Source organism: Gordonia polyisoprenivorans (assembly GCF_017654315.1).
Lineage (GTDB): Bacteria > Actinomycetota > Actinomycetes > Mycobacteriales > Mycobacteriaceae > Gordonia > Gordonia polyisoprenivorans_A.
Map to the genome: position 1 here is coordinate 1,384,193 of NZ_CP072203.1, position 19,361 is coordinate 1,403,553.

17 protein-coding genes are annotated in these 19,361 nt (G+C 68.0%); 13 read left to right on the forward strand and 4 right to left on the reverse strand.

Annotation, left to right across the window (positions count from 1 at the left end; genetic code table 11):
* Positions 1-46: 46 nt before the first annotated feature.
* The 5 genes from nth to J6U32_RS06250 are packed head-to-tail and all read left to right on the forward strand — an operon-like array spanning position 47 to position 4,056.
* Positions 47-865: an endonuclease III gene (nth, locus tag J6U32_RS06230; protein ID WP_208794005.1), complete on the forward strand. Its 819-nt coding sequence runs from the start codon at positions 47-49 to the stop codon at positions 863-865.
* Positions 862-1,593, forward strand: coding sequence for a TlpA disulfide reductase family protein (locus J6U32_RS06235; RefSeq protein WP_208794006.1), 732 nt, complete (start codon positions 862-864; stop codon positions 1,591-1,593). Before nth ends, J6U32_RS06235 begins: the two co-directional genes overlap by 4 nt.
* Entirely contained in the window at positions 1,590-2,429 is an 840-nt protein-coding gene (locus J6U32_RS06240; protein ID WP_208794007.1) for an NUDIX hydrolase, read from the forward strand. The genes J6U32_RS06235 and J6U32_RS06240 overlap by 4 nt, the downstream gene beginning before the upstream one ends.
* Positions 2,426-3,619: a MarP family serine protease gene (locus J6U32_RS06245; protein WP_208794008.1), complete on the forward strand. Its 1,194-nt coding sequence runs from the start codon at positions 2,426-2,428 to the stop codon at positions 3,617-3,619. Before J6U32_RS06240 ends, J6U32_RS06245 begins: the two co-directional genes overlap by 4 nt.
* Entirely contained in the window at positions 3,616-4,056 is a 441-nt protein-coding gene (locus J6U32_RS06250) for a hypothetical protein (protein ID WP_208794009.1), read from the forward strand. The genes J6U32_RS06245 and J6U32_RS06250 overlap by 4 nt, the downstream gene beginning before the upstream one ends.
* A gap of 57 nt (positions 4,057-4,113) precedes the next feature.
* Here J6U32_RS06250 and J6U32_RS06255 read toward each other — a convergent pair whose 3' ends face one another.
* From J6U32_RS06255 to acs, 3 genes are all read right to left on the reverse strand, one after another.
* Positions 4,114-5,043 carry an alpha/beta fold hydrolase gene (locus J6U32_RS06255; RefSeq protein WP_208794010.1) on the reverse strand — a complete coding sequence of 310 codons (930 nt, stop codon included), beginning with the start codon at positions 5,041-5,043 and terminating at the stop codon, positions 4,114-4,116.
* A gap of 3 nt (positions 5,044-5,046) precedes the next feature.
* Positions 5,047-5,607, reverse strand: coding sequence for a phage holin family protein (locus J6U32_RS06260; RefSeq protein WP_208794011.1), 561 nt, complete (start codon positions 5,605-5,607; stop codon positions 5,047-5,049).
* Between the two features lie 199 nt (positions 5,608-5,806).
* On the reverse strand, positions 5,807-7,759 hold the full coding sequence (gene acs / locus J6U32_RS06265) for an acetate--CoA ligase (RefSeq protein ID WP_208794012.1): 1,953 nt from the start codon (positions 7,757-7,759) through the stop codon (positions 5,807-5,809).
* Positions 7,760-8,215: 456 nt separating this feature from the next.
* Between acs and J6U32_RS06270 the strand changes: the two genes are divergently transcribed.
* The 5 genes from J6U32_RS06270 to J6U32_RS06290 all read left to right on the forward strand — a co-directional run bounded on the left by J6U32_RS06270 (position 8,216) and on the right by J6U32_RS06290 (position 14,417).
* Complete coding sequence (locus tag J6U32_RS06270; protein ID WP_208794013.1) at positions 8,216-9,814, forward strand: peptide ABC transporter substrate-binding protein; 1,599 nt, start codon at positions 8,216-8,218, stop codon at positions 9,812-9,814.
* Positions 9,815-9,911: 97 nt separating this feature from the next.
* The gene (locus J6U32_RS06275; protein ID WP_208794014.1) at positions 9,912-10,838 is read left to right on the forward strand and encodes an ABC transporter permease; all 927 of its coding nucleotides are present in this window, start codon (positions 9,912-9,914) and stop codon (positions 10,836-10,838) included.
* Positions 10,831-11,853 (forward strand): ABC transporter permease, encoded by a 1,023-nt coding sequence (locus J6U32_RS06280; RefSeq protein ID WP_208794015.1) that lies wholly within the window; start codon positions 10,831-10,833, stop codon positions 11,851-11,853. The genes J6U32_RS06275 and J6U32_RS06280 overlap by 8 nt, the downstream gene beginning before the upstream one ends.
* Positions 11,850-13,586, forward strand: a complete 1,737-nt coding sequence (locus J6U32_RS06285; protein WP_208794016.1) for a dipeptide ABC transporter ATP-binding protein — start codon at positions 11,850-11,852, stop codon at positions 13,584-13,586. Before J6U32_RS06280 ends, J6U32_RS06285 begins: the two co-directional genes overlap by 4 nt.
* Positions 13,587-13,661: 75 nt before the next feature.
* The gene (locus tag J6U32_RS06290; RefSeq protein ID WP_208794017.1) at positions 13,662-14,417 is read left to right on the forward strand and encodes an oxidoreductase; all 756 of its coding nucleotides are present in this window, start codon (positions 13,662-13,664) and stop codon (positions 14,415-14,417) included.
* Positions 14,418-14,942: 525 nt separating this feature from the next.
* Here J6U32_RS06290 and J6U32_RS06295 read toward each other — a convergent pair.
* A complete protein-coding gene (locus J6U32_RS06295; protein ID WP_208794018.1) occupies positions 14,943-15,779 on the reverse strand; it encodes an HAD family hydrolase in 837 nt (278 codons plus the stop codon).
* Positions 15,780-16,243: 464 nt separating this feature from the next.
* Here J6U32_RS06295 and ssd point away from each other — a divergent pair, with 464 nt between their 5' ends.
* Genes ssd through J6U32_RS06310 form a run of 3 tightly spaced genes read left to right on the forward strand, consistent with a single transcriptional unit; the run spans position 16,244 to position 19,352 of the window.
* The gene (ssd, locus tag J6U32_RS06300) at positions 16,244-17,359 is read left to right on the forward strand and encodes a septum site-determining protein Ssd (protein WP_208794019.1); all 1,116 of its coding nucleotides are present in this window, start codon (positions 16,244-16,246) and stop codon (positions 17,357-17,359) included.
* Positions 17,356-18,525, forward strand: a complete 1,170-nt coding sequence (locus tag J6U32_RS06305; protein ID WP_208794020.1) for a TadA family conjugal transfer-associated ATPase — start codon at positions 17,356-17,358, stop codon at positions 18,523-18,525. The genes ssd and J6U32_RS06305 overlap by 4 nt, the downstream gene beginning before the upstream one ends.
* Entirely contained in the window at positions 18,522-19,352 is an 831-nt protein-coding gene (locus tag J6U32_RS06310; RefSeq protein ID WP_208794021.1) for a type II secretion system F family protein, read from the forward strand. The genes J6U32_RS06305 and J6U32_RS06310 overlap by 4 nt, the downstream gene beginning before the upstream one ends.
* Positions 19,353-19,361 lie beyond the last annotated feature (9 nt).

Consider the following 19,361-nt stretch of genomic DNA (forward strand, 5'->3'; position numbering starts at 1 on the left):
GCGCCGCACCGCGCCCCACGCCGCCGCGCATCGCTAACCTGGTCGGGTGAGCGCGCGCAAGCCGGCTGCATCGAAAGCCCAGCCGAAGGCTGCATCGACAACCCAGCCGAGGTCGGGGAGGGGTTCGGGCACCAAGAAGGCCGAAACCCACCTCGGGTTGGTTCGTCGTGCCCGCCGGATGAATCGCACGCTGAAGGTGGCTTTCCCGCACGTCTATTGCGAGCTCGATTTCACCACTCCGCTGGAACTGTCGGTGGCCACCATCTTGTCGGCGCAATGCACCGACGTCCGCGTGAACCAGACCACCCCGGCGGTGTTCGCCCGCTACCGCACCGCACTGGACTATGCGCAGGCCGACCGCACCGAACTCGAGGAATTGATCCGCCCCACCGGCTTCTACCGGAACAAGACCAACTCGCTCATCGGGCTCGGTCAGGCGCTCGTGGAGCGCTTCGACGGCGAGGTGCCCCACACCCTGCCCGAGCTGGTGACGCTGCCCGGATTCGGCCGAAAGACCGCAAATGTGGTGTTGGGCAACGCGTTCGGGGTTCCCGGAATCACCGTCGACACCCACTTCGGTCGTCTGGTCCGGCGTTGGGAGTGGACCGAGGAGACCGATCCGGTCAAGGTCGAGCATGCCGTCGGCGAACTCATCGAGCGCAAGGACTGGACCGATCTGTCCCACCGGGTGATCTTCCACGGCCGACGCGTCTGCCATGCGCGCAAGCCGGCGTGCGGGGTGTGCATCCTGGCCAAGGACTGCCCCTCGGCGGGTACCGGGCCGATGGACAAGACGGCCGCCGCGGCCCTGGTGAAGGGGCCCGAGACCGATCACCTGCTGGCGTTGGCGGGGATCACGTCGTGACCACCGACAATCTGCCGCCCGTGGAGAAGCCGACCCCGCCGGATCGCCGGCGGGGCTCTCGTTTCCCCCCGGCCGCGCGATGGACGCTCGTGTTCTTCGTCGTGGTAATCGCCCTCGTCGTCGCGATCTGGCCGCGCGATTCGTCGACGGACGATGACGCCCAGCAGATCCGTCCGTCGGGTGCCGCCTCGGCCACCGACGTGCAGGTCGACGACGCGCAGTTGGCCCAGGCCCGCGCCGACGCCGCGATCGCACCGTGTCCGCAGGTCGGCGGGCCCGCGCCGACCGGGGCCGCGGTGCTGGCCGGGGTACGGGCACCGTGTCTGTCGACCGGGGCGAGCTACGACCTCGGCGCCGGGACCGTCGGTAAACCTCTGGTCATCAACATGTGGGCGGTGTGGTGTCAGCCGTGCCGCGCGGAGCTTCCCGTGCTCGCCGACTACGCCGAGCGGGCCGGGTCGGCGGTGACGGTGCTGACCGTTCACGCACGCGAGGGCGCGGGTAGTCCGTACCTGGTGCTGCGGTTCCTCTCCGAGCTCGGGGTGCATCTGCCCGTCGTCCTCGACACCGACGGACAGGTCGCGGCCGCGCTACGGGCTCCCCGCGTGTTCCCGTCGACGATCATCGTGCGCGCCGACGGTTCCGTCGCGAAGGTCGCGCCGATGGTCTTCGAGAATCCACAGCAGATCGCCGACCAGGTCCGCATGGCGACCGGGGTCACCACGTGAGCACGAGTGATCCGACGCCGAACCCCGAACCCCACATCGGCCCGCTGGTGGCGCGTGAACGGATTCCGTCGTGGATGCACCGGCTCACCGACGACGTCGGCTCGGTGACCGAGATCGTGCTCAATCGTGGCGGTGACCGCACCCGATGGGCGGCGATGGTCAACCGGAACCGGCGCGCGGCCGCGGTGCTGGTGTTGTTCTCGGGGTCCTTCGACGCCGACCCCGACTATCCCGGTGGGCTGCCCGCCGACGCCGAGGTGCTGCTCACCGAGCGCGCGTCGACCCTGCGTCAACACAGCGGGCAGGTCGCCTTCCCCGGCGGCGGCTACGACCCCGGTGACGACTATCCGGTCGGCACCGCGCTGCGGGAGGCCGACGAGGAAACCGGCCTAGCGACCGAGGGGGTCGACGTGCTGGCGACCTTGCCCAGCTTCCCGGTCCCGCCGTCGGGTTTCGACGTCGTCCCGGTGATCGCCCACTGGCGCGAACCCGGTGAGGTGCGCGTCGTCGACGAAGGCGAGACCGCCCGCGTCGCCCGCGTCAGCATGCGTGAGCTCTTGGCACCGGAGAACCGATTCCAGGTGCGCCGATCGGTCCTCGGTGCCCGCGCCTATCAAGGTCCCGCGTTCTTCGTCGACGGACTGCTCGTCTGGGGTTTCACCGGCGGCCTGATCGCGGCGATCAGCGACGCCGCCGGGTGGGGGCCGGCCTGGGACACCGACGACGTCCGTCCGCTCGACGAGATGATCCGACGCGCCGGCAGCCGGCAGGAATCGGGTTTCCGTGCGGTGCACCCCGACCATCTGCGCGACGCCGACGGCCGGGGCGGCCGATGAGCGGTTCGACGTGGGTCGACATCATCGTCGTCGCGGTCGCCCTGATCGCCGCGATCAGTGGTTTCCGGCAGGGCGCGGTTGCCTCCGCGCTGGCCGTGCTCGGTGTGCTCCTCGGAGCCTTCGCCGGGATTCTGCTGGTGCCGCATGTGATCTCCCGGATCGACGATCCGACGATGCAGCTGGTGGCGGCCGTCGGGGTGCTCGTCGCGCTGGTGGTGATCGGCGAGATCGCCGGCATGATCCTCGGTCACGCCGCCCGCGGCGGCATCCGGTCACCGGAACTGCGGGCAATCGACAGCGGCGTCGGACTGGTGCTGCAGGCCCTCGCGGCGCTGGTGGCGATGTGGCTGATCGGCACCCTGCTGGCAAGTTCGCATTCGCAGGCGCTGACCAAGGCCGTCGACGGCTCCAAGGTGCTCGGCGCGGTCGATGATGCGGCGCCCGGGTGGCTGGCCGCGAAGCCGGTCGACGAGTTCCGCCGACTGCTCGAGGATTCCAAACTCGACGGCGTCATCCCCACCACCAACGCCGGCCAGGTCGCACCCCCCGACCCGGCGCTGCTGGACCTGCCGGTCGTCGCGCAGACCGAGCCGAGTGTGGTCAAGATCGAGGGCGAGGCACCGAACTGCCAGCAGGCCCTCGAGGGCAGCGGTTTCGTCGTCGGCCCGGATCTGATCATGACCAACGCGCACGTCGTCGCCGGGACCTCGACGCTGCAGGCCCAGCAGTCCGACGGCACCTCCTACGACGCCGACGTCGTGCTCTTCGACAGCGTCAACGACGTCGCGATCCTGCGGGTCGACGGCATCGACGCGCGGCCGTTGCGATTCGCCTCGAAGACCGCATCCACCGGCGACGACGCGATCGTCCTGGGATATCCGCAGGCCGGACCGTTCCAGAAGACCGCGGTGCGGGTACGCGACATGCGCCAGCTGCCGACCGCCAACATCTACCGCAACCGTCAGGTCACCCGCGAGGTGTACACGGTGCGCGGTGTGATCCGTCAGGGCAATTCCGGTGGGCCGATGCTCAATTCGGCCGGCGAGGTGCTCGGTGTGGTGTTCGCGACGTCGGAGAACGCCGCCGACGAGACCGGTTACGTACTCACCGCCGCTCTCGTGCAGAAGGATCTCGCCCGTGCCCAGGGCCGCTACGGGCGGGTCTCGACCGGGGCGTGTGTGCGCGAATGAGCGATGCACATGAGTCCCCCGACCCGGGCGCCGTCGACGACCACACCGCCGAGGTGGCCGGAAAGGTCACGGAGGCACTGGAATACATCGAGCGGGCGCGGGGTCATCTGTACGGCTTCCATCAGCTCGTCGGGCATGCCGACGCCCTGCTCGGGGAGGCGGTCGACGAGATGCGCGATGCCGGGTACACCGAACTCGCCGATCGGATCGAGACGGAGATGGTGGGCCGCAACGTGATCGAGGGTCGCTGGACCTTCCAGATCGTCGAGGAATTCGACGACGGCTATCACGCCGCGTTCACCGACACCGAGGCTCGGGTGCGCGCGGAACTGACCGGCGGGGTGCGTCACGTCCACGAGGCGCGGATGAAGGAACGGCGACGTACCCACGGACATCGCGACCACACCGCCGGCCCGGGTGATCCGGGCAGCAGGTGATCGGCGGCGCTCGGTGAGGCCTGCGCTCGGTGATCCCGGCGCTCGGTGAGGTCTGGCTCAGGAGGTCAGCAGGCCGATCAGCGCGGCGTTGACCGCGTCCGGCTGTTCCTGATGGGCGAAGTGTCCGCTGTCGGGGATCTCCCGGACGTCGAGATGGTCCACCCACTCGTGGCTCTCGCGCATCGCGTGGTCGGTGATGTAGGGATCGTCGGCGCCGCGCAGCGCCAGCGCCGGGATGTGCAGTCTGCGGTGCATGAGACGCATGAACCGGATGCCGTCGGGCCGGAACTGCGACCGGAAGGCCCAGCGCTGGTATTCCAGACTCGAGTGCGCCACATAGGGAATCTGGATGGCCGAGCGGTTGAGTCCGACGGTCTGCGCGTAGTCGTCGGTGCCGCGCCAGGCGCTGCCCGCGCGTTGATCGAAATACCGTGCGATGAAGGCGCCGTCGCGGCGGGTCAAGCGTGCCTCGGCCGACCGTGGGAGCTGATTGCGCAGGAAGTTCGGGAGGAACGCCGTGCGTTGCGGTCCGCGCAGCAACACGTCGTGGCGCAGGGAACGCGGATGCGGTGACGCGATCACCGCGATGCGCGACACCGCGCGCGGGTGCAGGGTTGCCGTCGCCCAGCAGACCAAACCGCCGTCGGCGTGCCCGACCAGGGTTGCGTCGGTGTGCCCGAGTGCGCGGACGAGACCGTTGGTGTCACCGGCCAGCGTCCACCCGTCATAGCCACGAGGCGGTTTGTCGGTGTCGCCGTACCCGCGCAGGTCGACCGCCACGGCCCGATGACCGGCCTCGGTCAATGCGGTCAGCTGATGACGCCAACTCCACCAGAACTCGCCGAAACCGTGCAGCAGCAACACCAGTGGCCGATCCGCGATCGGCTCGTCGACCTCGACGGCATGAAACCGCAGGCCGTTCGCGCGGACGTCGAGATGCCGCCAGACGCCGGGGAGCCGAACGCTCGACGGGTCGGGCGCGGCCATCGCTCAGCCCTCGCGGGCGGGCGGGATTCGTGGGTGCTCGGCGGTGGCCGACGCGGTCGCGGCGGCGTCGTCGGGCACCGCGATCTTGGACCGATCGGCAACGGGCGGGCCCGACTTGGGCAGCACCGACGGGATCTCCTTGACGGTCTCGATGGTCTTCTTCGGTCCGCGGATCTTCTTGAAGAACAGGTAACCGGCGATGGCGACCACGACGGTGATGACGACCAGCAATCCGAACACGATCAGGAACGCCGCCCAGCGCGGCAGCCATTCGCTGAGTAGTTCGGCGAGGAAGAAGAAAAAGAAGAAACTCGCATACAGTGCGGTCACCCCGGCCACGGCGAGCGCGCCGGTGCCGGCCCCGGCCTTTTTGGCCTCCGCGACCAGCTCGGACTTGGCCAGCGCCACCTCGGAACGGACGAGCGTCGACACGCTCGCGGTCGCGTCCTTGACCAGGTTGCCGATGCTCGGCTCGCCCTTGGGCCCGAGGTCGGCGTCGGACAGGGGGATCGAGGGGACCGGACGTCCTCCTGGTGCAGACCGGCCGTTCTCGTTTCGGCTCACAGCATCCTCCGTATCTGGGGTATGGGGCATATGTTGCCATGTCGGCCGATCGAGGTGGTCAGTGCCGCCCTCGGGCGCGGCCTCGTCACCGACCGACGGGCAGGTGCCGACACACGAGATGCGCCACCGGGTTGGGGCACCCGGTGGCGCATCTCGCGGGCCGTGCAGCGCTTCTCGCCGCTGGCGGGCTCCGGCCCGATCAGGACTTCTTCGCGCGGATCGCCTCGAAGACGGACGGGTCGACGAGGGTGGAGGTGTCGCCGAGTTCGCGTCCCTCGGCGACGTCCTTGAGCAGGCGGCGCATGATCTTGCCCGAGCGTGTCTTGGGGAGTTCGGGCACGACGTTGATCTCGCGGGGTTTGGCGATCGGGGAGATCTCCACCGACACCTGTTGGCGCAGTTCGGCGATCAGCTCGTCGCCGGTGTTCTCGATGCCCTCGCGCAGGATGACGAAGGCGACGATGCCCTGGCCGGTGGTCTCGTCGGCGGCGCCGATGACCGCGGCTTCGGCGACGCCGGAGTGCCCGACGAGGGCGGATTCGACCTCGGCGGTGGAGATCCGGTGGCCGGAGACGTTCATGACGTCGTCGACGCGGCCGAGCACCCACAGGGCGTGGTCCTCGTCGTAGCGAGCGCCGTCACCGGCGAAGTACCAGCCGTGTTCGGCGAAGCGGGACCAGTAGGTCTCGCGGTAGCGGTCGTCGTCGCCCCAGATCCCGCGCAGCATCGACGGCCACGGCTTGTCGAGGACGAGGTAGCCCTGCTCGCCCGCGCCGACCGGTTTGGCGTCGTCGTCGACGATGGTGGCCGAGATACCGGGCAGCGGTGCCATCGCCGAGCCGGGTTTGGTGACGGTCACCCCGGGCAGCGGGCTGATCATGATCGCGCCGGTCTCGGTCTGCCACCAGGTGTCGACGATGGGCGCGGAGTTGCCGCCGATGACCTCGCGGTACCACTTCCACGCCTCGGGGTTGATCGGTTCGCCGACGCTGCCGAGCAGTCGCACCGAGCTCAGATCGTGGGCGTCGGGGATCTCCCGTCCCCACTTCATGAAGGTGCGGATCAGTGTTGGCGCAATGTAATAGATGGTGACGCCGTACTTTTCGATGATCTCGAAGTGACGGTGCTCGTTGGGGGAGTTCGGGGTGCCCTCGTAGACGACCTCGGTCGCGCCGTTGGACAGCGGGCCGTACACCAGGTACGAGTGTCCAGTCACCCAGCCGATGTCGGCGCCGCACCAGAAGACGTCGCGGCCTTCCTTATGGTCGAAGACGTAGTGGAAGGTGTAGGACGCCTGGGTGAGGTAGCCGCCCGAGGAGTGCACGATGCCCTTGGGCTTGCCGGTGGTGCCCGAGGTGTAGAGCAGAAACAGCGGGTGTTCGGCGTCGAAGGCCTCCGGGGTGTGTTCGGGGGACTGCTCGGCGACGGTGTCCTCCCACCAGACGTCGCGGCCGTCGACCCACGGCAGGTTCTCGTCATGGTTGGTGCGGCGCACCACGAGGACCTTCTCGACCGACTCCGCGGCGTCCGCGCCGGTGCCGAGGGCCTCGTCGACGGCGGTCTTCAGCGGTGCCGGCTTGCCGCGGCGGTACTGGCCGTCGGTGGTGATGACGAGTTTGGCCTGGGCGTCGTCGACGCGGGAACGCAGTGCGCCCGAGGAGAATCCGGCGAACACGACCGAGTGGGTCAGGCCCAGTCGCGCGCAGGCGAGCATGGAGATCAGTGCCTCGGGGACCATCGGCATGTAGATCGCGACGCGGTCTCCGGCGGTCAATCCGATCGCGGTGAAGTAGTTCGCGGCGCGGCTGACCTCGTCCTTGAGCTGGCTATAGGTGATGTCGCGGTGATCACCGGGCTCGCCGACCCAGTGGATCGCGACGCGATCGCCCTTGCCGGCGGCGACATGGCGGTCGACGCAGTTGACCGAGACATTGAGCTTGCCGCCGACGAACCACTTGGCGAACGGGGCGTCCGACCAGTCGAGGACTTCCCCGAAATCGGTGTCCCATTCCAGCCGGCGCGCCTGCTCCGCCCAGAACTCCAGACGATCGGCCTCGGCGCGGTCGTACAGTTCGGCGGTGCCGTTGGCCTGCGCCGCGAACTCCTCCGACGGCGGGTAACCGGGAGTGGTGTCGGAAGCGGAAGTGGTCATCTGAGCTGGCCTTTCACTGGTCGGCAACAACATCGCGCGTGGCAGCCGCACGTGAGCCGGCTGCCACGAGATCCTTATTGTGAGGGTAGTCACGTTGGATGCCCGTTGCAGGTGGCGGGGCGACGAAAGGTGCGCGCTCGTCGTCGAGCGGTCGGTTCGTGGGGGTCGGTGTGTCCCGTCGTCGGCTCTGCGCGCTTTGTCGGAGTGTCTGTTTGCAGTGCGAAGAAAAATGGCCGTTCGCCGAGACGGCCCGATGACTCGTGGGTATGGTTACCTCCCGGTCAGGTTGTTGACAGCTTCCGGCCACGATCCCGTCAGGGTCGGGTACGTCCACGTCCACGCACGGTCCACGATGCTGCGCGTGCAATGCAGAAGTCCGGCCGGAGGTGTAGTACAGCGCCTTCCGGCGTCGAATAGTGCCGGTTACCACCGGCGTGCCTCGGAGGGCGATAGCGAGTGAAACTGAGGAAGATCTGGGTGGCGTTGGGTGCGGCCGTGGTGGCCGCCGGCGTCCTATCCGCATGCGGGAGTTCGACGGACGACTCCAACGGTTACATCCGGGTGTACGGCGGTGAGCCCGAAACCGGTCTGATCACCACCACGACCAACGAGAACATCGGCGGCCGCGTCGTCGACGCACTCTTCACCGGCCTGTATGCCTATGACGCACAAGGCAATCCGCGCCCGGCGATGGTCGACAAGCTGGAGACCACCGACAACAAGAACTACACCATCACCATCAAGAAGGGGTGGAAGTTCGACGACGGTACCGAGGTGAAGGCGCACAACTTCGTCGACGCCTGGAACTTCGGTGCCTACACGCCCAACGCCCAGAAGCAGCAGAGCTTCTTCGAGCCCATCGAGGGCTATGACCAGGTCGCCGCGGAGAAGCCGACGGCCAAAACCATGTCCGGACTGAAGGTCGTCGACGACTACACCTTCACCGTGGCCCTCAAACAGCCCAACATCGACTTCAAGCTCGGCCTCGGGTTCACCCCGTTCAAGCCGCTGCCCGATGTCGCCTTCAAGGACATCAACGCCTTCGGTCAGAAGCCGATCGGCAACGGTCCCTACAAGTTCGTCGACTGGCAGCACAACCAGAAGATCGACGTCGAGGCCAAGCCGGACTATCCCGGCCCCGACAAGGCGAAGAACAAGGGCATCACCTTCGTCGCCTACCAGGATCCCGACGCCGCCTACAGCGACCTGCAGTCGGGCAATCTCGATGCGCTCGAGGTCATCCCCACCTCTGCGTTGCGCACCTACAAGAAGGATCTCGGAGAGTCACAGGTCGTCAACAAGCCCGTCGCCTATACCCTGACGATGACCATTCCGGAGACGCTTCCGCACTTCTCCGGTGAGGAGGGTCGCCTACGGCGACAGGCGATCTCGATGGCCATCAACCGTCCGCAGATCTCCCAGAACATCTTCGCCGGTACTCGGTCCCCGGCCCGCGACTTCACCTCGTCGTCGTTGCCGGGCTACGACGCCAACATCCCCGGCTCCGACGTGCTCGACTACAACGCCGCCAAGGCCAAGCAGTTGTGGGCGCAGGCCAACGCCATCGCCCCGTGGTCGGGCAGCTTCGTGATCGCCTCCAATTACGATGGCGGCCACAAGGAGTGGATCGACGCGGCCTCCAACGACATCAAGAACACGCTGGGTATCGACGCCCACGGTGAGTCGGTGCCGACCTTCAAGCAGCTGCGCTCGGAAGTCAACGCCCGCACCATCAGGACCGCCTTCCGCACCGGCTGGCAGGGTGACTATCCGTCGATGCTGGAGTTCCTGTACCCGCTCTATGTGACCGGGGCCGGCTCCAACGACGGCGACTACTCCAACCCGCAGTTCGACGCGGCGATCAACAACGCGCTCGCGCAGCCGACCGACGACGCGGCCTACAAAGCGGCCAACGGCGCTCAGCAGATCCTGCTGCAGGACCTGCCGGCGATCCCGCTGTTCGACTACGTCTCCACACTGGGTCTGGCCCAGGGGGTCAAGGGAACCATCACCTGGAACAACCTCCCCGACTACCCGAACCTGACCAAGGGCTGAGGCATCCCACCCGCTCGGCGGGTACCGGTCGTCACCGCACGGTGATGACCGGTACCCCGTCGGGTGGGTCGATGCTTCGCACGAGAGACGAATTGACATGCTCTGGTACACAATCCGACGAGTTCTTCAGCTGATCCCGGTCTTCTTCGGGGCCACGCTGCTGCTCTACTTCATGGTGTTCAGCCTGCCGGGCGATCCGACCGCGGCGATGGGTGGCGGCAAACCGCTGACCCCCGCGGTCCGCGAGCAGATCCGGGAGCAGTATCACCTCAACGACGGCTTCTTCCAACAATATTGGCACTATCTGAGTGGGATCTTCACCGGCAACCTCGGCCTGTCCTTCTCCGGACGGCCCGTTGCCGACGTGATGGCACAGGCCTTTCCGGTCACCATCCGGCTCGCAATCTTCGCGCTGATCATCGAGGCCGTCTTCGGCATCGTGTTCGGCGTGATCGCCGGTCTGCGCCGCGGCGGATGGTTCGATGCCACGGTGCTGTTCGCGAGCCTGGTGGTCATCGCGGTCCCGATCTTCGTGATCGGCTTCATCGCCCAGTTCCTCTTCGGGGTGAAGTGGGGGATCGCACCGGTGACCGTCGGGGCCAACGACGACCTCGCACACCTGTGGTTACCGGCCTTCGTTCTGGCGTCGGCGTCTTTCGCCTACGTCTTACGATTAACCCGTAATTCGGTGGCGGAGAACTCTTCTGCCGACTTCGTGCGGACCGCGACGGCCAAGGGTGCCTCCCGTCCGCGGGTGGTGATCGTGCACATCCTGCGCAACTCGCTGATCCCGGTGATCACCTTCCTCGGCGTCGATCTCGGCGCCCTGATGGCCGGTGCGGTGGTCACCGAGGGCATCTTCAACATCAACGGGATCGGTCAGACCATCTTCCGCAGTGTGAGTCTCGGTGAGGCACCCACCGTGGTGTCGATCGTCACCGTGCTCGTACTCATCTACCTCGTGGCGAACCTGGTCGTCGACCTGCTCTACGCCGTGATCGATCCGAGGATCCGCTATGCCTGACAGTTTCTTCCCACCCGAATCCGAGGCCGAGGTCCTGCGCTCGGACGCCGAAACCCTCGGCGATCCCGACCCTTCGGGTCGTCCGTTGCCGGGCCAACACCGCTTCGTCGCCCCTGACGACGAGGTCGAGGTCCTCGATGCCGACCCGGTCCGCGACATCGGCGCCTCCGCCGGTTTCTGGAAGGGCGCCTGGCTGCAGCTGCGGACCAGTCCGACCTTCATCGTCGCCTCCATCATGATCATCCTGGTGATCCTGATCTGCCTGTTCCCGTCGCTGTTCGCCCATCAGGACCCGCGCTACTGCCAGGGCGGCAACAGCCTGTTGCCGCCGAGTTCGTCGCATTGGTTCGGCACCGACCTGCAGGGCTGTGACATTTACGCACGCACCATCTTCGGGGCCCGCGACTCGGTGATCGTCGGCGTGTGCACCACGTTGCTGGTCTTCGTCGTCGGTGGTCTGATCGGGGTCCTCGCCGGATATCTCGGCGGGTGGCTCGACGTGCTGCTGTCGCGGGTCACCGACGTCTTTTTCGCGCTGCCGCTGATCCTGGCGGCGATCGTGATCATGCAGATGTTCACCCACCGGACGGTGTGGACGGTGGTGGCGATCCTCGCCGTCTTCGGCTGGCCGCAGATCGCGCGCATCGCCCGCGGCGCGACCATATCGATCAAGAACAACGAATTCATCACTGCGGCGACATCACTGGGAGCCTCTCGGCGGCGCATCGTGTTCTCGCACGTGGTGCCGAATGCACTCGGCCCGGTGATCGTCACCTGTACGGTGTCCCTCGGTGTGTTCATCGTGACCGAGGCGACGTTGTCCTACCTCGGCATCGGGCTGCCCTCCACGGCGGTCTCCTGGGGTACCGACATCGCCGCCGGTCAGAGTCTGCTGCGGTCGGGCAATCCGATCCTGCTGTATCCCGCAGGCGCACTTGCCCTCACGGTTCTGAGCTTCATGCTCATGGGTGATGCCCTGCGCGATTCGCTCGACCCGAAATCGAGGACACGATGACCGAACAACCCACCACCGCCGAGACTGGCGCCACCGCAGGCGCCGTCGCCCCGCTGTTGGAGATCCGGGACCTCGAGGTGTCCTTCGGGAGCGCGAAGAACCCGACGCGCGCGGTGTCGGGGGTGAATCTGCGCGTCTATCCCGGCCAAACCGTCGCCGTGGTCGGCGAATCCGGCTCGGGCAAGACCACCACCGCCAACGCGGTGCTCGACCTTTTGCCCGGAACGGGCCGGATCACCGGCGGTACCATCATGTTCGACGGCCTGGATCTCACGACCGCGTCGAAGAAGCAGATCGACCACTTGCGCGGCACCGGAATCGGTCTGGTCCCACAGGACCCGATGTCGAACCTGAACCCGTTGTGGAAGGTGGGATTCCAGGTTCGCGAGGCGATCGAGGTCAACAAGGTCGCCAAGGGTGCCGCCTCCAAGAAGCGTGCCGCGGAGGTCCTCGAAGAGGCAGGCATGTCCGACGCCGCATCCCGGATGAATCAGTATCCCCACGAGTTCTCCGGGGGAATGCGCCAGCGCGCGCTCATCGCGATCGGTCTGGCGTGCCGTCCGAAACTCCTGGTCGCCGATGAGCCCACCTCGGCCCTCGATGTGACGGTGCAACGACAGATCCTCGATCACCTCGACGGGCTCACCGACGAACTCGGCACCGCGGTCCTGCTCATCACGCACGACCTCGGATTGGCCGCCGAGCGCGCCGACCACATCGTCGTCATGTATCGCGGCAGGGTCGTCGAATCGGGTCCGGCCACCGAGATCCTGCAGCATCCGCAGCACGCCTACACCCGGCGGCTCGTGCAGGCCGCACCCTCGTTGGCCGCCCGGCGCAGGATGCGGGCGACGACGACACCGCGCCCCGGCGGGCCGGATGCGGAGGCCGAAGTCGTCGAGAGCAGCGCGCCGACAACCGATTCCGATGCCCTCATCGTCGCCGACAAACTGGTGAAGGACTTCCCGGTGCGCGGCAAGGTGCCGTGGCAATCGACCCCGTTCCGCGCGGTCGACGACGTCGGATTCTCGGTGCCGCGCGGCACCACCACCGCGATCGTCGGAGAGTCCGGATCGGGTAAGTCGACAGTGGCGCAGATGGTGCTCGGCCTGCTGGCGCCGACGTCGGGTCGTGTCGAGTTCGACGGCACCGACGTCTCGACGGTCCGCGGCCGGTCGGCACTGGCGTTGCGGCGTCGTATCCAACCGGTGTTCCAGAATCCGTACGGCTCCATCGACCCGATGTTCTCGATCTACCGGGTGATCGAGGAGCCGTTGCGGGTGCACAAGATCGGTGACAAGGCCTCGCGGGAAAAGCGGGTGCGTGAACTGCTCGATCGGGTTGCACTCCCGGAGTCGGCGATGCATCGCTACCCCAACGAGCTCTCCGGTGGGCAGCGCCAGCGCGTGGCGATCGCGCGCGCGTTGGCCCTCGAGCCGGAGGTCGTGGTGTGCGACGAGGCGGTCTCGGCGCTCGACGTGCTGGTCCAGGATCAGATCCTGACCCTGCTCGATCACCTGCAGAACGAGATGGGGTTGACCTATCTGTTCATCACCCACGACCTCGCGGTGGTCCGCCAGATCGCCGACGACGTGCTGGTGATGGAGAAGGGACGCGTCGTCGAACACAGTTCGGCCGACCAGATATTCGCCGCGCCGCGCGAGGAGTACACGCGAGCGTTGCTTGAGGCGATCCCCGGCCGGTCGATCCCCCTCGGGGGCGGCGTGGCCTGACGGTCGCCATCGCCGACCCTCGCTCACGCGACAGCCCGGGCGGGTCGCTCCGGCGGTGCGGATTATGGTGTTCGGATGACCTCCGACCCGCTCGCACCGCTCGCCGACCTGCCCGGGGTGGCCGCCGCGGCCGACGCCGCACGCGATGCGCTGGGCGCGGTGCATCGGCATCCGGCGAACCTGCGCGGCTGGGACAAGACGGCCACCGAGGCGTCCTGGCGAGCCGGACGGTCATCGGCGGCCATCGACGGCGGTAGCGTCGAACTGCGTCGTGACGGCGACTTCGACGACCCGGTCCTCGCCGGCGCCATGCGCGTGGCCCAGGCACTCGACGGTGATTCGCTGGAAAGCCTCACCTCGGTGTTCCGGCGTGCTCCCGCACAGGCCTTCGCGCGATTGCACATGCTCGCCGCCGCCGATCTCATCGACGATCCCGACGAACTCGGCCGCCCGCGCGCCGATGCCGACGTCGCGACCCGCCTGGATCTGCTCAGCCAGTTGATCACCGGCGGCACCAGGGTGGGCGCACCGGTCCTCGCGGCCGTCGTCCACGGGGAATTGCTGAGCCTGAACGCCTTTCGATCCGCCAACGGGATCGTCGCCCGCGCCGCGTCGCGGTTGGTGTGTACGTCGTCGGGTCTTGATCCGCACAACCTCGGCGTCCCCGAGGTGACATGGCTGCGGCGGGTCGCCAACTATCGCGTACTGGCGGAGGCCTTCGGCACCGGCCGTGCCGAAGCGCTGGGGGAGTGGATCGTGTTCTGTTGCGAGGCGCTCACCGCCGGTGCGGCAGAAGCGAAGTCGATCGCCGACGCCGCACGGGCCGGCTGACCGCGCGGTACAACACCGGGCTCACACAACACCGGGTCCACACAACACTGCGGGCGGCGATCCGGTTCGAAAACCGGGTCGCCGCCCGCATAGCACGAACGAAAGCTACCAAGCGTGCTTGGTGGGTTGTGGGTACCGCCTCGGCGATTGACCACGGTCATCTGTCCGAATACCGTTCCGGCGCTGCCAATCTCGTCCCATCACGACGCCATCAGATGATGTCGTCGGCGCTGTCCGAGGGCCGGGGCGCTGCCTCGAGGGTAGCCGTTCACATGGCCGCGATGTCGCAGGCGCACAACACTTGTGCCTTATGCGGCGCGCTCCGCGTGGGTACTTGCCGCTCGTGCTGGGAAGTGCTCGGAATGGGGGTCCGCTCCTTCTCTTCCGGGGCGAACTTTGCCTTCCGAGGTTCCGTATGACCTTTGTACACCGTGATCGCGATCACATCAAGACTCAAGCGTGTCAATGTTCGGTGGCGTTCACGTCACCGACGACTGGTGCACTGGTGCAACGGTTTACGGCATTTCAGAGGTGCAGGCTGACGCTCGCCGCGGCGGTGCGTCGAGGCCTGGTGAGACGGATTCCGACGCCGCATCCCACCGCGGCGCCGAGCCCCAGGGCCACCGCCGCGGCCAGCGCCGGCGCGCCGGCGAACGACGGGTCCGGATCGCGGTCGAAGTCGAGGATCGGCCAGCCGTTGTCCTCGGCGTGCCGGCGTAATTGCTTGTCGGGGTTCACCACCGTGGGCCGCCCGACGACCTCGAGCATCGGCAGATCGGTCACCGAATCCGAGTAGGCGTAGCAGAGGTCGAGATCGTAGCCGTGCTCCTGCGCGATCTGCAGGATGGCCGCGGCCTTCTGTTCCCCGTAGCAATAGAAATCGAGGTCGCCGGTGTAGTGGCCGTCGGTGATGTGCATCCGGCTGGCACGCACGTGATCGACGCCCAGCATGGCGCCGATCGGCTCGACCATCTCCTGCCCCGACGCCGATACCAGGGCGATGGCATGTCCCTTCTGCCGGTGCGCGTCGATGAGATCGACCGCACCGCTGTAGACGAGCGGCCGGACGACGTCGTCGATGGTTTCCGCGACGATCCGGTTCACCTCGGAGACATCCCAGCCCTGACACATCGTGGTGATGTGCCTGCGCAGCCGCTCGACGTGGTCGGCGTCGGCAGCCGAGCGGGCAAAGCTCAACTGGGTGACGGCCGAACGAAGCAGCGTGCGGGTGTCGAGCAGGCCCTCGGTGAAGAACTGGCGACTGAAGGCGAGGACCGACGATTTCGCGATGACGGTCTTGTCGAGATCGAAGAACGCGGCGACCGGCGGCGTCTGATGGACCCGCGGGCGCTCATCGCTCATTTCGGGCATCGTACTGGAGTTCCGCGATGTTGTAAGTCGAGTTCGGCTATCCCGCTCGATGCGGGTCGAGGAGGCGGCGATTGCCGCTGTGTGTCATTCGTTCAGATCAACAAACCCGCAGGCAGTGAGACGAATCAACGATGTTGTGCCGGGTTTCGCGAGTTGTTTGCGAGTGTCGTGCGAACGTGTATAGTCGTGGGTACCCGGTCTTCGGACCGGTGCCCTTCAGCCCGACCCCCCGGGGCTGAAGCGCGACGACCCCGGCCTCCTCCCCCCCTGGCCGGGGTTGTCCTCTATCTGGAGCAAGTCAGCTCGCCGATTCCCCTATCGCCGTTGCCGTCCTCCCAAGCGCGTGGTGCCTTCCCGCGTGGTCCCTTCCACAGAACTCTCTGCGTCCACAGGCCGAGACCCTCCGCGCACGCGTACACAGAACGACGACGCCGGAATCGGCCACGATGGCGCTCATGACCGAAGCCCTCCTCGCCCTCGTCAACGACGATCTGCGTGATGACGTCGCCAGGTGCGCCGCGGCCGCAGGCTATCGGCTGATCCTCGGTGATCCCGCGACCTGTCGCGCCGAGTGGCTGCGGTCTCGTGCGGTCGTCGTCGATCCGCCCGCGGTGGGCGCATTGGCCTCGACGTCGGTGCCGCGCCGAGCCGGGGTGCTGCTGGTTGCCGACTCCGCGCCTCCCGCCGACGTCTGGCGTTCGGCGATGGATCTCGGCGCCGGCGACGCCGCCCTGTTGCCGGCCGACGAGGGGCATCTGGTGCGCGCGCTGACCGAGTTGCGTACGCCACGACGGGCCACCGGTGGCGGAGTCGCGCTGATGAGTGCGCACGGTGGGGCCGGGGCGTCGGTGCTGGCCGCCGCCGTGGCGACGGCGGCGGGTGAGGCCGGCGAGCAGGTGTTGTTGCTCGACGCGGACGACCTCGGTGGCGGTCTCGACCTCATTCTCGGCATCGAGGATCGGCCGGGGTTGCGATGGCCGGATCTGACGCTCGAAGGCGGTGCGGTCAACGGACTTGCGCTGCACCGCGCCCTGCCGCGGGTCGACGATCGGATCGCGGTGCTCACCGGCCGTCGCGACGATTCCCGCCCGGTTCACGCCGATGCGGTGCTCGCCACCATCGACGCCGGGCGCTCGCACGGTGATCTGGTGGTCGTCGACCTGCCCCGCGCCGACACCGACGTCGTTCGCGGCGTGGTCGAATCAGTGGATCTCGTCGTCCTGGTGACCTCACCGACCGTCGTCGGCTGTGCCGCCGCCCGCCAGATCGCCGACCGGTTGCTCGCCGACGCCGCCGATCTCGCGCTCGTCGTGCGTGGTCCCTCGCCGGGCGGGCTGCGCGCCCCGCAGATCGCCGAGGCCGCCGACCTGCGATTGCTCGCCGCCTACCGACCGGACCCGCGACTGCCGGCGCGGCTGGAGAGCGGACGACCGGGGATCGGTGCGCGCAGTCCGTTGGGGCGCGCGGCACGAGCGGTGTACCGGGCCCTTGGCGTCGGTGTCGGTGGTGTCGGGGCCCAAGGTGTCGGGGCGCTCGGTGTCGGGGCGCTCGGGACGGGGCGGACCGGATGAGCGCACACACCGACGAGGCGCTGCTGGATCGGGTGCGTTCCCGGTTGGCGGCCGACGCGGTGGAGCCGACGGCGGCAGTGATCGCCGACGCGATCCGCGCCGAGGCCGGTGGGGTGCTCGGCGACACCGATCTCCTCGCCGCGCTGCGATATCTGCAGACCGAGTTGACCGGCGCCGGCCGGCTCGAAGAACTCCTGGCCGAGCCGGGGATCGCCGACATCCTCGTCGTCGGGCCGCACCGGGTGTGGGTGGATCGGGGTGCAGGACTGGAACTCTCGGGGATCACCTTCGACGACGACGCCGCGGTTCGCAGGCTGGCCGGACGGCTGGCGTTGGGTGCCGGACGCCGACTCGACGACGCCCAGCCGTGGGTCGACGGGCAGTTGTCGAATGTCGGACGCCGGGGATACACGGTCCGCCTGCACGCGGTGATCCCCCCGTTGGCTGCCGACGGCACCTGTTTGTCGCTGCGCGTGCTGCGCAGTGCCGGTATGGGTTTCGATGCGATGGTGGCCTCCGGTGCGATTCCGGCAGAGGCGGCCGAGGTCGTGCGGGAGGTGCTGGGTGCCCGGTTGTCGTTCCTGATCATCGGCGGCACCGGGTCGGGCAAGACGACGCTTCTCGGTGCGCTGATCGGACAGATGGGCGCCGCCGAACGCGTCCTGTGCGTCGAGGATGCGCTCGAACTGACGCCGACCCACCCGCACGTCGTGCGACTGGTCGCGCGAACGGCGAATGTCGAAGGGGCGGGCGAGGTTGCGGTACGGGTGCTGGTGCGCCAGGCGCTGCGGATGCGGCCCGACCGGATCATTCTCGGCGAGGTCCGGGGTGCGGAGGTGATCGATCTGCTGACCGCCCTGAACACCGGACACGACGGCAGCGGCGGCACCCTGCACGCCAACTCGACCGCCGAGGTGCCCGCCCGGATGGAGGCGCTCGCCGCCTTGGGCGGGATGGGCCGCGACGCCCTGCACAGCCAGCTCGCCGCGGCCGTCCACGTGGTCTTCGGCGTCGCCCGCAACGTCGACGGGACGCGTGGACTGTCCGAGATCGGTGTCCTGCGTCGCGGTGCCGATGGTCTGGTCACCGTCGTGCCGATCTGGTTGCGCAGTGCCGGATTCACCTCGCACCGAACTCTTTTCGACGAGATGGTCGCGACCCGATGACAGTGATCCTGTGTGCCGCGGCTTGCGCGGTGCTGTGGTCGGGTGCGCCGCGTGCCGCCCATCGTCTTCGCCCTTTGGGCGGGCGCAATCCGCAGGCCAGGGGAGTCGGGGTGCTCCGACGGCTCGTCGTGCCGATCGGGATCTGCGGTGCGCTGCTGGCCGGTGGCATCGCGGCGGCGGTCGCTGCGGGAATCGTGGCGGGCGTCCACATCTGGCGGGCCCATCGACGCCGTACCGCCGAGCAGGTCGACGCGCGACGAGATGATCTGTTGACCGCGCTGTCGTTGATGATCGCCGAACTCTCGGTCGGTGCACCACCCGCCCATGCCTGTGCGGCCGCGGCGGCGGAGATGATGGCCATGGCCGGTGCCGGCGGGGAAGGCGTTACCGGACAGACGGATTCGGTGCCCGCAGCGCTGTCGATGCTGGCCGGCCGCGCCGAGCTCGGCGGCGGCATCCTGATCGACTCCGCGGCAACGCACGGCGACGACGAATCGTGGCAGCGTATCGCCGTGGCCTGGCAGACCTCGGAGACCCACGGGCTGCCGCTGGCCGATCTGCTGGGATCGGTCCGCTCGGATCTGTTGGCCCGCAAGGCCTTCGTCGAACGCACGCGGGCCGGAATGGCCGGCCCCCGCGCCACTGCCACCGTCCTGGCCGGACTACCGGTCCTGGGCATCGCGCTCGGGCAGGCCACCGGTGCGCAACCGCTGTCCACGCTGCTGGGCGGTGGGCTCGGCGGAATCCTGCTGATCGTGGGCACCGGTCTGGTCGCGGGCGGGCTGCTCTGGGCGGATCGCATCGCCGCGAAGGTCGTGGTCCCGTGAGCGGCGGTC

Coding starts and splice junctions, on each gene's coding strand:
- J6U32_RS06245 (WP_208794008.1), top strand. CDS start 2,426: ATGAGCGGTTCGACGTGGGTCGACATCATCGTCGTCGCGGTCGCCCTG.
- J6U32_RS06250 (WP_208794009.1), top strand. CDS start 3,616: ATGAGCGATGCACATGAGTCCCCCGACCCGGGCGCCGTCGACGACCAC.
- J6U32_RS06255 (WP_208794010.1), bottom strand. CDS start 5,043: ATGGCCGCGCCCGACCCGTCGAGCGTTCGGCTCCCCGGCGTCTGGCGG.
- acs (WP_208794012.1), bottom strand. CDS start 7,759: ATGACCACTTCCGCTTCCGACACCACTCCCGGTTACCCGCCGTCGGAG.
- J6U32_RS06275 (WP_208794014.1), top strand. CDS start 9,912: ATGCTCTGGTACACAATCCGACGAGTTCTTCAGCTGATCCCGGTCTTC.
- J6U32_RS06280 (WP_208794015.1), top strand. CDS start 10,831: ATGCCTGACAGTTTCTTCCCACCCGAATCCGAGGCCGAGGTCCTGCGC.
- J6U32_RS06285 (WP_208794016.1), top strand. CDS start 11,850: ATGACCGAACAACCCACCACCGCCGAGACTGGCGCCACCGCAGGCGCC.
- J6U32_RS06290 (WP_208794017.1), top strand. CDS start 13,662: ATGACCTCCGACCCGCTCGCACCGCTCGCCGACCTGCCCGGGGTGGCC.
- J6U32_RS06295 (WP_208794018.1), bottom strand. CDS start 15,779: ATGAGCGATGAGCGCCCGCGGGTCCATCAGACGCCGCCGGTCGCCGCG.
- ssd (WP_208794019.1), top strand. CDS start 16,244: ATGACCGAAGCCCTCCTCGCCCTCGTCAACGACGATCTGCGTGATGAC.
- J6U32_RS06305 (WP_208794020.1), top strand. CDS start 17,356: ATGAGCGCACACACCGACGAGGCGCTGCTGGATCGGGTGCGTTCCCGG.
- J6U32_RS06310 (WP_208794021.1), top strand. CDS start 18,522: ATGACAGTGATCCTGTGTGCCGCGGCTTGCGCGGTGCTGTGGTCGGGT.